The sequence below is a fragment of the Pedobacter sp. UBA5917 genome, assembly GCF_002432345.1.
In the GTDB taxonomy this organism is placed as follows: domain Bacteria; phylum Bacteroidota; class Bacteroidia; order Sphingobacteriales; family Sphingobacteriaceae; genus Pedobacter.
Genome location: NZ_DJDT01000283.1, coordinates 19,103 through 33,804, shown reverse-complemented (window position 1 = coordinate 33,804; position 14,702 = coordinate 19,103). Strand labels below are relative to the sequence as shown.

Sequence of the window (14,702 nt, the reverse complement as noted above, 5' to 3'; positions counted from 1 at the left end):
TATGTCTGATAGAATCCGTGAAAAGCTGAACATTCTTGCTGACGCCGCTAAATATGATGTTTCTTGTTCATCAAGCGGCGGCACAAGAAAAAACACCAATAAAGGTCTTGGCGACAGTCACTCGTCGGGTATATGCCATACTTATACCGAAGATGGGCGCTGCGTTTCGCTGTTAAAAATCCTGTTAACCAACCATTGTATATACGATTGTTTATTCTGCGTTTCGCGGAAAAGCAATGACATTAAACGTGCGGCCTTTACCGTTGATGAAGTGGTAGAGCTGACCATGAATTTTTATCGCCGCAATTATATCGAAGGTTTATTTTTAAGCTCAGGTATTTTTAAAAATGCCGATTTTACCATGGAACGTTTGCTCCAGGTGGTAAAAAAATTGCGTTTAGAACAAAATTATAATGGTTATATCCACCTTAAAACCATTCCAGGTGCCAGCGATGAACTGATTAAGGAAGCAGGGCTATATGCCGACAGGATGAGTATTAACCTCGAAATGCCAACCGAAGCCGGTTTAAAACTTTTGGCACCCGAAAAAAACCACGAAGATGTAATTAAACCGCTTGCATTTGTACAACAGCAGATTAGCCAGTTTTCGGCAGATAAAAAGCTGATCAAACATATCCCAAAATTTGTTCCGGCGGGCCAAAGCACACAAATGGTGATTGGTGCCACGCCCGAAAGCGACAAGGATATTATGTACACGGCCAATGCCTTTTATAAAAACTTCGCCTTAAAAAGGGTTTATTATTCGGGTTATGTGCCCATCAGCAACGATACACGGATGCCCGTTCTGGGTACACAGCCTCCACTGTTAAGGGAAAACCGATTATACCAAACCGACTGGCTGATGCGTTTTTATGGCTTTAAGGTGCAGGAAATTTTAAATGACGCCAACCCTAACCTCGATGTGGATATCGACCCCAAATTAAGCTGGGCCATCCGCAACATGCAGCATTTTCCTGTTGATATCAATACTGCAGATTATAAAATGATCCTCCGCATACCGGGAATAGGTGTAATGTCGGCACAGAAAATTGTACAGGCTCGTAAATTCGGAAAATTAAGAATCGATCAGTTAAAAAAAATCGGCGTGGCCTATAACCGGGCGAAACATTTTATTACCTGTTTGGATAGTCCATACCAGCTAAGAGATTATCAGGGTACACAGATCAAAGCTTTTATTTTGGCCGAAAGCCAGAGTAAATATTTAAAAACAGATAGTAATCAGATGATTTTGTTTTAAAACCCATTCTCGTCATTGCGAGGAGGCTTTTTCAGCCGAGGAAGCAATCTTAAAACGATCGCTCCAGCATCCGCATTAAGATTGCTTTCCCGCAAAGCGGGACAGGCTGTTCCTCGCAATGATGGCGTTTATAATAATAATGACATACATTTTCGACAACTCCCTCCAAGGCCTTTTAACATCGGTTTTCGAATGGTTTGAACGCAAACCGGGCAAAGTGGTATTAAAATCGGCCGAAATTTTCCAGCCCGAAGCTTTTGTAGAAAGTTTTACGGTGATTACCGATGCCGAAAAAGCCGACCGGGTTTGGAATGGATTGGAAAAAAAACTCAAAAAAGATTGGTTACGCAAATTCTATTGCAGTTACTTATCAGAAATTCCGGAGGCCTATAACCACCTGTTCCAGTTTAGCATTTATATCTTTCAAAATCCGATAGGTGCCGAAAGCAATTATGGCAATGAACATGTAATTGCATTATCAAAATACGCAAAAAGTGTAGAAAGGGAAAAACACCGTATGGAAGCCTTTATCCGTTTTCAGAAAACAGGAGATGGTATTTTTTACGCGGGCATTGATCCCGATTTTAATGTATTGCCCTTAATATCCAATCATTTTAAAAACCGTTATGCCGATCAGCAATGGGTAATTTACGACCTGAAAAGAAAATACGGCCTGCATTATAATTTAACCGCAGTTGAAGAAATTACCATCAGTTTTAGCCATGGGGTAAATAAGCAAAACCCTGCCCCTGTTTTAATGGACGAGGGCGAAGCACTTTACGCCACACTTTGGAAAGATTACTTTAAAAGTGCTAACATTGTAGCGCGTAAAAACACTAAACTGCATGTGCAGCATGTGCCTAAAAGGTACTGGAAATATTTAACGGAAAAAGCGATATAGAACAACTGTAAATATTAACATATTTCAACACAATCAAATTCGTCATCTCGACTAAAACGCAGTGGAATGGAGAGATCTAACTCGAGATAGATCTCTCGGCTACGTTTCACTTCGCTCGAGATGACGTATCTGGGGGATTCAGCTTAAATTAACCCCTCTGTCAATAATATTGATTTTTAGGCAATAAATTATTCCTCGAAATGACGAACGGTTGATTAATCAATAATTTGGCTCAAAATTTAAAAACTTACTGCCATGCTGACACGCTGCATTCTTAATTAGGGTATAAAGTTTGACAGTTTGGTGAAAATTTGTCCCGCAAAATCACTTGGCATAAAAAGTGTTAAATGTATGCGTAGTTAAAAAAACAAAATCAAAATAAAAAAATAATAAAAGTTATGGCGTTAAACCTTAAACCAATTGCTGGCAGTTCGAACAGAGTAATAGTTGAACCGGCTGCGGCAGAAGAAAAAACTGCATCGGGTTTGTATATCCCTGATACTGCTAAAGAAAAACCATCTAAAGGAACCGTAGTTTCTGTTTCTGAAGAAGATTCTGAAGGTAAAAAAGCAACTGTAAAAGTTGGCGATGTTGTAATTTATGGTAAATACGGTGGTACCGAATTCCCTTACGAAGGTAAAGACTACCTAATTATGCGTGAAACCGATATTTACGCAGTTGTAGGGTAAGAATTTAGGATTGAATGACCAAGTGTTTCAAAATCACAACATTCAGCATCGATTAAAAAATAAACAATAAATGATAGAATGAATGATTTTTGAATGATAGAACATTTCGAAATTCAAAATTTAACATTCTCTCATAAAATCATTCAAAATTTAAAAAGTAATGTCAAAACAAGTAAAATATAACGTAGAAGCACGCGACGCCCTGAAAAGAGGTGTTGATATCCTTGCAAATGCAGTAAAAGTAACTTTAGGCCCGAAAGGCCGTAACGTAATCATCGATAAAAAATTCGGTTCTCCGGCAATTACCAAAGATGGTGTTACTGTAGCTAAAGAAATCGAATTGAAAGATGCGGTTGAGAACATGGGTGCCCAGATGGTGAAAGAAGTAGCTTCAAAAACAGCTGATATTGCTGGTGATGGTACTACTACTGCAACTGTATTGGCTCAGGCTATTATCACTACAGGTATTAAAAACGTTGCTGCAGGTGCAAATCCAATGGATTTAAAACGCGGTATCGATAAAGCGGTTGCTGCTGTTGTAGAAAACTTAAAAGCTCAATCACAAACTGTTGGCGAGGATAACAACAAAATTAAACAGGTTGCATCTATCTCAGCTAACAACGATGAAGTAATTGGTGCTTTAATTGCCGAGGCAATGGGTAAAGTAGGTAAAGATGGTGTAATTACTGTTGAAGAAGCAAAAGGTACTGAAACTGAAGTAAAAACAGTAGAAGGTATGCAGTTTGACAGGGGTTATTTATCTCCATACTTTGTTACCAACGCAGATAAAATGGAAGCTGAATTAGATAATCCTTACATTTTAATCTACGACAAAAAAATCAGCAACATGAAAGAATTGTTGCCTGTATTAGAAAAAACTGTTCAAACCGGTAAACCATTGGTGATCATCTCTGAAGATTTAGATGGCGAAGCTTTAGCTACCTTGGTAGTAAATAAAATCCGTGGTTCGTTAAAAGTTGTTGCTGTTAAAGCTCCGGGTTTTGGCGACAGAAGAAAAGCAATGTTAGAAGACATCGCTATCTTAACCGGTGGTATCGTGGTATCAGAAGAAAGAGGTTATAAATTAGAAAATGCTGATTTAACTTACTTAGGTTCTGCTGAGAAAGTTGTTGTTGATAAAGACAATACAACTGTAATTAACGGTGCCGGTAACTCAGAAGATATTAAATCACGCGTTAGCCAGATCAAATCTCAGATCGAAACTACTACATCTGATTACGATAAAGAAAAATTACAGGAGCGTTTGGCTAAATTAGCTGGCGGTGTTGCTGTTCTTTATGTAGGTGCAGCTTCTGAAGTCGAAATGAAAGAGAAAAAAGACCGTGTTGATGATGCTTTACATGCAACTCGTGCGGCTGTAGAAGAAGGTATTGTTGCAGGTGGTGGTGTTGCTTTCATCCGTGCAGTAGCTTCAATAGCTGATTTGAAAGGTGCTAACGAAGATGAAAACACTGGTATCCAGATCATCCGTCGTGCTATCGAAGAACCATTACGTCAGATCTGTGAAAACGCAGGTATCGAAGGTTCTATCGTAGTACAAAAAGTAAAAGAAGGTACTGCCGATTTCGGTTACAATGCCCGTACTGGTGTATACGAAAACTTAATTGGTGCAGGTGTTATCGACCCTACTAAAGTAAGCCGTGTAGCATTAGAAAACGCAGCATCTATCGCAGCAATGTTATTAACCACAGAAGTTGTTTTGGCTGACGAACCTGAAGAAGGTGGCGCTCCAATGCCTCCAATGGGCGGCGGCGGCATGGGTGGTATGATGTAATATCAGCTCCATAACGAAACCATTTCGTGTAAAAATATTCCCCGGGCCCGAAAGGCACCCGGGGTTTTTTATGCCCTCTACTTAGCGGAAACGAAACTTAATCCTGTTTATAACCTACTCATTTAGTTATGTTTGGTGTAAAAAAATATGAAATGTAATACAGAAATTACGTTCTTTGCACTTGAATATTTATTGGCGCGTCTTAGGGCTAGTACTCAATTCTGAGAACAGGCAAAAGCTGATTCACTAACAGCTTCCGGAACACAATAAAATCATTCCCTAGTGTTAGAGATTTATGAAGATTCGTTGTAAAAGGAAATGGCTTTGTTTTGTCCTATTTTTTGGGGCATTTTTGTTCACGTCAGATGTTTTAGCCCAGGTAAGCCTTGGCACGGTAGATCCCGGGCCTTATACTCCCGGCAGTACTATTGCAGTTCCATTTAAGGTACCGGCAAGCTGCATATCACAGGGAAACCAATTTCAACTTTATCTATCAGATCAGAACGGGAACTTCGGTACTGAAACACGTATTGGTACCTACGATAGTTTCTACAGCACTTATATCAATGGGTTGCTCCCTGCAGGGCTTACGCCGGGCACAGGTTACCGGGTGAGGGTAAAAACAACCATACCCGCTACCGTAAGTGCTGCCTCCACCCCCTTTGAGATTAAAGCCGGGGCCCCTATTGAAGCGAAATTAACTTCAAACTACCTGAATAATAATAACAAAGAAACATTTGGCACCTGTATAAGTAAACCCAATAATAATTTTTTAATCAGTAACGAGTCTACTGCCAACAGTACAGTTACAGCAACAATAACCGATGAAGGAACCGGTGGGGCTACAAGCTCAATGACATTCTCCGCTCCAATACAAACTTTTACTGCTCAACAATCTCATTATACCATATATACTAAAGCCGTAATGCCTGATGGTACAGTTGCAACCAAGGCGTATCTGCTAATCAATAATAAAACAGTAACCGCTTTCGCAAACACCGGAAATACTGTAGTATGTTTGCCTTTGGGTACACTAACATTTAATGTCGATGTAACGTCGGCATCGGGCATACAAAACAACTTTCCAGGTGATATTTATACCATTACCTGGGGCGATCAAACTACAACAACCTACACCCTTTGCGAGATCATCAGCAATGGTGGAATTGTGGCACACTCTTACTTAAAATCTTCGTGCGGAAGTGTGTCTACTTCAAGCGCCGGTACTATTTTTAATGCTTTTGATGTATCTATCAACGTTTCGAACACTTTCTGCGGTATAATTGGCACACCTGTATCTTCATCAGCCAAAGTAGTGGTAAAGCCGGTAAATTCGTTTGTTTTTAACAACCCTGGATGTACAAATACTGATATTACCTTTGTAAATACTTCTACCCTCGGCGAAAACCCCAACACCAATACACTAGGTTGTGCACCAAATGAGGTAACCTATAACTGGTATGTTGATAATGTACCGGTTAAGGCAAACCAACCACGATCTTATAATCTGGTATATAAGTTCCCAACAAATGGAGAACACACAATCCGATTGGAATCCAATAGTTCCGGTTCTTGTAATGCCGATCCTGTAGAGATGAAAATCTGCATCCAGGATCCACCTAAACCGGCATTCGAGATTTTACCAAGCACCATCTGCTCGGGAACAACTTTAATACCGAAAGATCTTTCAGTTATAGATAATATCTGCAATGCAGCCAATAGTTATTCGTGGTCGGTTACGCCTGCTGTAGGTTTTGCAGGTGGCACCAACGCAGCAAGTAAAGAACCACAGTTTAATTTTACCAATCCCGGCATTTATACGGTTACCTTAAGCATCACCACTCCATCTTGCGGTCCGGCTGTTAGCCTGCCCCAAACTGTTATCGTAAATGAAAGTCCAAAAGCCCTGCTTTCGCCCGATATTACCCTGTGTAACCTTACTACCTACGATTTTAACAATACCACCACTGGGCCAACCAAAACACTGATCAGCGGAACCACACAGGAACTCGCCGATACTTATATCTGGGAGGTTATACCTTCGGGATCGGGCACTTATAGTTTTACCAGCGGCACTACGGTAAACTCCAAATATCCATCGATTAAGTTTGATAGTTACGATACTTACAAGGTATCGGTTACGCATAAAAATAATTGTGGTTCGGTAACCGATTCCCAGATACTAACCTTTAGTACTGCTCCTGTGGTAAATGCAGGCGCTGACCAAAATATCTGTTTTAACGATCCAAGCTTTACCTTGAGCGGAGCGGTAACCGGAGCCACTACCACACAAACCTGGATAGGAGGAGCAGGAACATTTAGCCCGAACAGAAACGATTTAAATGCGGTTTATACCCCAACACTGGCCGAAAAAAGAGCAGGAATCGTTACGTTGACTTTGAGGGTAACCACCGCACTGGCTGCACCATGTAACCAGATTGATGATGATATTATCTTAAAAATCAAGCCGGATATCAGTTTAACAAGTGTAGCAACCAAAACCATCTGTACCGGTAACAGTGTAGCTTATACCCCAACCTCGGCAGTTGCAGGTGTTGCCTATACCTGGACGGCTACGGGAACAGCCACAGGCTACACCGCAAATGGAGCGGGAAATATTAATGATGTACTCACCAACACTGATCTTAATGCCGACGCAAATGTAACCTACATTATTACGCCTCATTTCGACGGTTGCGACGGTACTCCATTTCCATTCGTTGTTACGGTTAAACCTAACCCGGTTATCACAGCAACTCCCGACAAGACCATTTGTAACAAAACGTCATCGGCCATTACTTTATCGGCTAATTTAACCGGAATAAATTACACTTATACCAGTACTGCAACAGGCAGCATAACCGGTAACAGCAACAGGCCTACTGCTTCTGCAGGAGCACAGATCAATGATATTTTAACTAATCCAGGCACTACTTCAGGGACCGTAACCTATACCATTACTCCGGTATCTTCAAACGGGTGTCCGGGTGTGCCAATAAGCGTTACGATTACCGTATTGCCAAGCGCTACACCGGCCAATGCAGGTCCTGATGATGCCATCTGTAACCTAAACTCTTATACACTGAAAGGCAATACTCCGGTTGTGGGTACAGGTAAATGGACCATTGTTTCGGCACCAACCACGGTAACTTTTACCGATGATACACAGCCAACTACCGATATAACCGGATTACAGGCTGGCAACACTTATGTTTTAAGATGGACGATCAAAGATGCCAGCTGTTCTACCTCTGGCGATGATGTGCAGATTACCGTTAATCCTTTAAGTGTTGGCGGGACTACTGCCGGCGACGTAGATGTATGCGCAGGTGCCAATGGTGGGAATGTTACTTTAAGTGGGCAGGTTGGGAATATTACCCGTTGGGAACGCTCTATTGATAATGGGCTAACATGGTCTACCATTATTTCAACAGCCAATCCTTTTGTTTTTTCGAACCTGGCCATTAGTACTAAATACCGCGCCATAGTGCAAAGCGGTAGCTGTGCCGAAGCCGTATCAAGCCTAACTACCATTACCGTAAATCCCGGAACGGTTGCGGCAAATGCAGGCCCAGATCAAAATTTATGCAGTGGAAACGGCATTACCTTAAGCGGTAATAACCCTGCACCAAATACTGGTAAATGGGAAATAATAGCGGGACCAGCCGTTACAATTACCGATCCTACCCTATATAATACCGCGGTTACCGGCTTGGTACCAGGACAAACTTATACCTTCAGGTGGACAATTTCGGGCTTTAACGGATGTCCTCCATCAACAGACGATGTAACGGTAATCTATTATCCGCCCGTTACCAATAACATCAGCCCTATAACAGTTCCAGCCTGCTCCGGCCAGAGCATTACCATTACGGGCGATACCCCAACGGGAGGTACAGGTACTTTTGCTTACCAATGGCAGAGCAGTGCTGATGGGAACACCTGGATAAACATTCCAACAGCAACCAATAAAGATTTAACCTTAACTACAAGTTTATCAACCTATTTCAGGCGCTTGGTAAACAGTTCCATCTGTGTCCCATCTATCAGTAATTCTATACAGGTTACCGTTTTGCCGGGCTTAACCAACAACACTATTTCTACCGATCAGAATATCTGTACCGGTGCGCCCGCAGCTCCGTTAACAGGTACCCTACCAAGTGGAGGCAGCGGCTCTTATACCTACCAATGGCAATCGAGTGTTAACGGCACCACCTGGACCGATGTATTGGGAGCAACCGGCGTTAGTTTTACTCCACCAATACCAACCGCTACCATTTATTACAGGCGCTCCGTAACCAGCGGTGCCTGCAGTAATAATTTAAGCAATCAGGTTAAAATAACGGTTAACCTTCATGCCTTAGCCGAATTAAACTTTATTAAAAACATTGATTGCGCCCCTTTTAAACTCGTTGCAGATAACATTACAGCTACTTTACATCCTGATCGTAACGCCATCTATACCTGGTTTGCCAATGGCGCGCAGATTGGCGTTGGCCCAACTTTTCCCGGTTATACTATCGTAAACGGCAACGAAAGCGTAATCATCAAATTGGTGGTAACCAGCAGCCTGGGCTGTAACCCTGATGAAAAAAGTCAGGAATTCCGTACGCTTCCGGTAGTAACCCCATCTTTTACTGCGAGTAACACAGAAGATTGCGGACCGTTCAGCGTAACCTTTACCAATACCACAACACCGCTTTCGGGTGCTACCTATAAATGGGATTTTGACAATGGATCAGGATCTGTATTGCCACAACCAGCGCCACAGACTTTTCAGCCCGCCCCAACAGGGAAAGACAAAATTTATCATGTTACTTTGGAAACTACGCCACCCTGCGGACCACCGATTATTACAGATGTAACCATTATTGTGCATGCAAAACCTATTGCTATATTTTCGCCCGATAAAACCACCGGATGTTCTAATTTATTGGTAAACTTTGTCAATACCGGGCCAGAAAGTGCAGGAACAACCTATACCTATGATTTTGGTGATGGTAATACCTCCGGTCCTATTCCCGACAGAAGAACAATAAGCCACACCTTTACAACAACTGAGGTAAAAGATTTTACGGTAAAAATGACCGCTAAAAATAGTTGTGGTGAAGTAGAGGCCATCCCGGTTGTGATCAGGGTTTCGCCAAATAATATTATACCGGCGTTGGTAGTAAATGGAAATGAAAAAAGAGGCTGTGCGCCCTGGACAGTAAATTTTTTAAATAATACCAGTGGGGCAAGCCGTTTTATTTATACCATTACCAATGAAGATTCGGGAGAAGCCCCCATCCAGCTTCCAACCAATAGTACCGGCGTTTTCCCTTACACTTTTATTAAACCTGGGAGGTATACCATCCGCCTGGATGCTGAAAACGACTGTTCTAAAAACTTTGCCACAGAAACCGTAACCGTACTGGCGCAACCTACGGCAAGTTTCAGTGCCGATAAAACTGTTGGCTGTACCAACCTGGCCGTTAAATTTAAAAATACAAGTACCGGAGCAATTGGTTATACCTGGGATTTTGGTGATGGTTCTCCCGTTTCGAATGAATTCGAGCCACAGCATACCTACACAGGCTCGGGTATTAACTATGCAGTAAAATTAACAACCGTTAATGCAGAAGGTTGCAAGAACACAACTACACTGGCCAACTTCATCAATATTGTAGCGCCACCGGTAGCTACCTTTACCGTAACCCCAGGCAATGAAATATCTATACCCAACTATTCATTTGCTTTTAAAGATATCAGTACGGATGCGGTAAGCTGGCAATGGACTTTTGGCGATGGCGCTATTTCTACCCTTCAAAATCCTAACCATACCTACGCTAATGAAGGTTCGTACACCGTAACCCTTAAGGTACTCAATAAAGAAGGCTGTTTTGCTACCACTTTTCAATCGGTGAGGATTATCGGAGTACCGGGCAATCTGAATATCCCGAATTCATTTATGCCGGCGAGCTCGAAAAATGAAATCAAGGTATTTAAGGCCAAAGGCAGGGGAATAAAAGAGTGGCGCATGTCCATCTTTAACAAATGGGGACAGTTATTATGGGAAACTACCAAACTGGATGATGGCTCACCTCTGGAAGGTTGGGACGGCACCTACAACGGACAGGATCAGCCACAGGGCGTTTATTACTGGAAAATAGATATAAAATTTATTAATGGCAGCGATTGGAAAGGAATGACCTATGATTCATCTCCTCCAAAGAAAACGGGCGTAATATATTTAATAAGATGATGAGGAGAAGGATAATATTATTTTTGTTTTGGATGCTGCCATTGATTTCGCTGGCGCAGGACCATATTTATTCGCAGTTTTATAACGCCCCGATTTATTTAAATCCGGCCTTAACGGGTCAGTTTGAAGGCGACCTCAGGTTTAATGCCCTTTACCGTAACCAATGGACGGGTTTGGCAAGCGATTATTCGTACATGACCGCTTCGGGCGACCTGAACCTGCGGAGATTGAACAGCGGAGTTGGGATCATTTTTAACCGCAGTAGCGAGGGTACGGCCTATCTGGTTAAAAACAACATTGCTTTAAGCTATTCTTACATCATCGGCGGAGACGATTTCGCCCTTTCATTCGGCTTACAGGGCGGTATTACCAACCAGAAATTAAACTGGGATAAACTTGTTTTTGGTGATCAGATCGATATTGGCACCGGTTATATTCCCGGCAGCGTTTCGGGTGCAGAACGCCCCAGTATCGATAGCAGATACTATTTTGATGCCAACGCCGGAGCTAACCTTGTGGTAGGCAAATTTATGCTGGGTTTAGCCACACACCACCTTAACCGCCCCGACGAATCTTTATCTGGTTTTCAGGCAAAGTTACCCATGCGCATTTCAGCAAACTTAAGTTATAAACTTACTTTGGTGCCCGATGAATATGATCGCGATGGCAATTACATTATCCCCTCAATCGTAGCGTACAAACAGGGTAACGTAAGCTCTTTCAGCGCAGGCATGCAGTACAAATATGCAGGCATTAATGCAGGTATCTGGTACCGCAACGATGGGAATTCGAACGGAAATGATGCCATTGTTTTTTCAGTGATCTTCGATATTTTCAACAGGCGTACCAACGGCGAAAAATTCAGGCTGGGCATCAGTCACGACGCCACCATATCAAAAATTAATTACTCCAATACGGGTGGAACATCCGAAATTGGTGTGGGCTACGAAAAATATTTTCCAAATAGTTCAAATGGAGGTCGGGCAAATGGCCTGAGATGTTACGATTTTTATTAATTTGCCAATGATAATCCAGGGGCAATGAACGAAATCTTAGATCACGACCATTTTATTACACAAAGCGAAATCAATAAATTTTTATTGGCTACCCTGCTTTGCGGCATCATTGGGGCCGAACGAGAATACAGAAGTAAATCGGCAGGTTTAAAAACCATGATGATGATCGGTTTGGGTGCTACCCTATTTACCATTTTATCCATCAAAATCGGTCCAACCAGTCAGGATCGTATTGCCTCCAATATTGTTACCGGCATCGGTTTTCTTGGTGCCGGCGTAATTTTCAAAGAAGAAAACCGCGTAAAAGGGCTCACTACCGCCTGTATTATCTGGATTGTTGCGGCCATCGGCATGGCCATTGGTTCCGGCTATTACGAGCAGGCAGTTGGCGTTACCATTGTGGTATTACTGGCCCTGATTATTTTTCCTTTTCTGGAAGAAATCGGCGACCGCAGGTTTACAAAAAGGGTTTACCGCATTGTGAAAAAACAGCATACCCACGGCGATCTGGAAAGCTACGAGGAGGTTTTTAGAGAAAGTAAGCTTAAGCCGCAGCGTGGCAAACACCAATTGGTAAACGACATCATCACCGGAAACTGGATTGCTACCGGAACACCGCAAAACCATCAGAAATTTGTGGAGCGTATGCTAAAGGATAAGGATATTATAGAGTTTGATTTTTAACCGAATCAAACAGCTCTGCCCTACTGGTATGTAAAGCAAGTTTCTTCTCGTCGATTACAATGGTATCCGACCAGCGATCGTGCCAAGGATGACTTGGCGTGCCCAAAGCACTTAACGCATTAAATGGAATAGCCCGAACGATATTCCTAACAAAGGCTTTTTGAAAAGTCATATCACTACCATCCTCATTTACCGCCCTTGTACCCGTAATTAATTTGCCTATCGATCTTCCGTTAGACATTCCCTCTGTCATAAACATCACAATAGCGTAAAACAACAGCATAATTAAACGCAGGGATAAATTATCCAAACCCGTTAATAAATCTGGTTTTAAAATACCGATTACAATTCCCAATACAAAAGCGACAATGTAAAATACGATCATATCGATAACGTAATTGGCAAATCTTTTACCTGTGGTGGCGCGGCAGTAATCTAAATCAACTACCTAATCGTTTGTGCTGAAGTCCATTTTAGAGCGTTTATAATTAGACCTTTCTAAGGTAAAATATTTTGATCATCGGTCAAAATTAATTTAGCCAAAATCATAAAACAATCATAGCTTTGTATAACTTATATTCATAATGATCAAGGAACAAATTTCGGTTTTCGATATCTTTAAAATAGGCATTGGCCCATCCAGTTCGCATACTTTAGGCCCATGGCGTGCGGCACAGCAATTTACTTCTTCGCTTGCGCAAAATGGCCTGATTAACGATATTGAAGGCATTAAGATATTATTGTATGGTTCACTTGCAAAAACAGGTAAGGGACACGGAACCGATGTAGCCATTTTATTGGGTTTAACTGGTGCCGATCCGGTAACTTTTGATGTAGATGCGGTTACACCTACTTTCGAAAGCATCCAACGCGACAAAAAACTGAATCTTGCAGGCAATCTGATCATCAATTTTGACTATGACGAAGATTTACTCTTCCTTTTTACCGAAAGTTTACCTTTTCACCCCAATGCAGTAACTTTTCAGGCGTTTTTAAATAACGGAAAAGCCTTTTCAGAAACCTATTATTCTATTGGAGGTGGTTTTGTGGTAAAAGAAGGTGAAGACAACAGCAATAAAGCGCAGGTAGATCTTCCATTTCCGGTAGAAAAAGCCAAAGAACTATTACACTGGTGCTTATCAACCGGATTAAAGGTGAGCGAAATCGTAATGGAAAACGAATTGGCCTGGCGTACCGAGGCGGAAACCAAAAAAGGTATTTTACAGCATTTCGCCGTAATGCGCGATTGTATTTACCGTGGCTGCCATACTACCGGTTTTTTACCCGGCGGCTTAAACGTTGCCCGGAGAGCCTTTCCTTTGAATAAACGTTTGATCAACAAAAGCGAATATGCCAATTACGATGGCTGGGTAGAAGCGATCAGAAAAGGCGGTAACGGCTTTAATTATACTTTAGATTGGGTAAGCTGTTTTGCCCTGGCCGTAAACGAAGAAAATGCTTCATTTGGCCGCGTGGTAACAGCACCAACAAATGGTGCTGCCGGTGTTATCCCTGCGGTTCTGCAATATTTTATTACCTTTTGCGACGGTTATAGCGAAGAAAAAATCATCCAGTTTATTGCCTGTGCTTCAGAAATAGGCAGTATTTTCAAAAAAGGTGCAACCATATCTGCTGCAATGGGCGGCTGTCAGGCCGAAATTGGTGTTTCATCTGCTATGGCCGCAGCAGCACTTACCGAATGTCTTGGCGGCTCGCAAAGGCAGGTTTTAATGGCTGCCGAAATTGCCATGGAACATCATTTAGGCTTAACCTGCGATCCGATCGGTGGTTTGGTACAGATCCCCTGCATCGAACGGAACACCATGGGGGCCATTAAAGCCATTACGGCTAGTCAGTTGGCCCTGCAAAGTAATCCCGATAAAGCCAAAGTAAGCTTGGATGCCGTGGTTAACACCATGTGGGAAACGGCCCTGGATATGAACGCCAAATACAAAGAAACCTCTGATGGAGGCTTGGCAACCAATATCCCGATCAGTTTGCCAGAGTGTTAATTCAACTTTGTTGCAATTAAATGACTTATGTTATCGATTTATTACAAACTTTCTGACCCTAAATCAGCAAGTATTTCTACATTCGCTCAATTTTTAATAATTA

At 42.1% G+C, this 14,702-nt stretch carries 8 protein-coding genes and 1 pseudogene; 8 read left to right on the top strand and 1 reads right to left on the bottom strand.

Translation table 11 applies throughout. The features are described from left to right. Position 1 precedes the first annotated feature (1 nt). The 7 genes from B2V92_RS19425 to B2V92_RS19395 all read left to right on the top strand — a co-directional run bounded on the left by B2V92_RS19425 (position 2) and on the right by B2V92_RS19395 (position 12,587). A complete protein-coding gene (locus tag B2V92_RS19425) occupies positions 2-1,258 on the top strand; it encodes a putative DNA modification/repair radical SAM protein (protein ID WP_293311332.1) in 1,257 nt (418 codons plus the stop codon). 139 nt (positions 1,259-1,397) lie between these two features. Next, entirely contained in the window at positions 1,398-2,159 is a 762-nt protein-coding gene (locus B2V92_RS19420; protein ID WP_293311330.1) for a TIGR03915 family putative DNA repair protein, read from the top strand. Positions 2,160-2,557: 398 nt separating this feature from the next. Continuing rightward, complete coding sequence (locus B2V92_RS19415; RefSeq protein WP_056086646.1) at positions 2,558-2,848, top strand: co-chaperone GroES; 291 nt, start codon at positions 2,558-2,560, stop codon at positions 2,846-2,848. Positions 2,849-3,008: 160 nt separating this feature from the next. Beyond that, positions 3,009-4,643, top strand: coding sequence for a chaperonin GroEL (groL, locus tag B2V92_RS19410; RefSeq protein ID WP_293311325.1), 1,635 nt, complete (start codon positions 3,009-3,011; stop codon positions 4,641-4,643). 352 nt (positions 4,644-4,995) lie between these two features. Then, on the top strand, positions 4,996-10,887 hold the full coding sequence (locus tag B2V92_RS19405; RefSeq protein WP_293311323.1) for a PKD domain-containing protein: 5,892 nt from the start codon (positions 4,996-4,998) through the stop codon (positions 10,885-10,887). Further along, positions 10,884-11,903: a PorP/SprF family type IX secretion system membrane protein gene (locus B2V92_RS19400; RefSeq protein WP_293311321.1), complete on the top strand. Its 1,020-nt coding sequence runs from the start codon at positions 10,884-10,886 to the stop codon at positions 11,901-11,903. The genes B2V92_RS19405 and B2V92_RS19400 overlap by 4 nt, the downstream gene beginning before the upstream one ends. 24 nt (positions 11,904-11,927) lie before the next feature. After that, a complete protein-coding gene (locus tag B2V92_RS19395) occupies positions 11,928-12,587 on the top strand; it encodes an MgtC/SapB family protein (protein ID WP_293311319.1) in 660 nt (219 codons plus the stop codon). Here B2V92_RS19395 and B2V92_RS19390 read toward each other — a convergent pair. Beyond that, positions 12,568-12,999 (bottom strand): annotated as a pseudogene (locus tag B2V92_RS19390) (RDD family protein); the annotation flags it as partial. The gene B2V92_RS19395 and the pseudogene B2V92_RS19390 sit on opposite strands and share 20 nt — an antisense overlap. Before the next feature lie 172 nt (positions 13,000-13,171). On the opposite strand from B2V92_RS19390, the gene B2V92_RS19385 reads away from it, so the two are divergent. Beyond that, positions 13,172-14,599 carry an L-serine ammonia-lyase gene (locus B2V92_RS19385; protein ID WP_293311317.1) on the top strand — a complete coding sequence of 476 codons (1,428 nt, stop codon included), beginning with the start codon at positions 13,172-13,174 and terminating at the stop codon, positions 14,597-14,599. Positions 14,600-14,702 lie beyond the last annotated feature (103 nt).

Excerpts from the sequence above, each read along its gene's own strand:
- B2V92_RS19425 (WP_293311332.1), top strand. The coding sequence starts at position 2 with ATGTCTGATAGAATCCGTGAAAAGCTGAACATTCTTGCTGACGCCGCT.
- B2V92_RS19420 (WP_293311330.1), top strand. The coding sequence starts at position 1,398 with ATGACATACATTTTCGACAACTCCCTCCAAGGCCTTTTAACATCGGTT.
- B2V92_RS19415 (WP_056086646.1), top strand. The coding sequence starts at position 2,558 with ATGGCGTTAAACCTTAAACCAATTGCTGGCAGTTCGAACAGAGTAATA.
- groL (WP_293311325.1), top strand. The coding sequence starts at position 3,009 with ATGTCAAAACAAGTAAAATATAACGTAGAAGCACGCGACGCCCTGAAA.
- B2V92_RS19400 (WP_293311321.1), top strand. The coding sequence starts at position 10,884 with ATGATGAGGAGAAGGATAATATTATTTTTGTTTTGGATGCTGCCATTG.
- B2V92_RS19395 (WP_293311319.1), top strand. The coding sequence starts at position 11,928 with ATGAACGAAATCTTAGATCACGACCATTTTATTACACAAAGCGAAATC.
- B2V92_RS19385 (WP_293311317.1), top strand. The coding sequence starts at position 13,172 with ATGATCAAGGAACAAATTTCGGTTTTCGATATCTTTAAAATAGGCATT.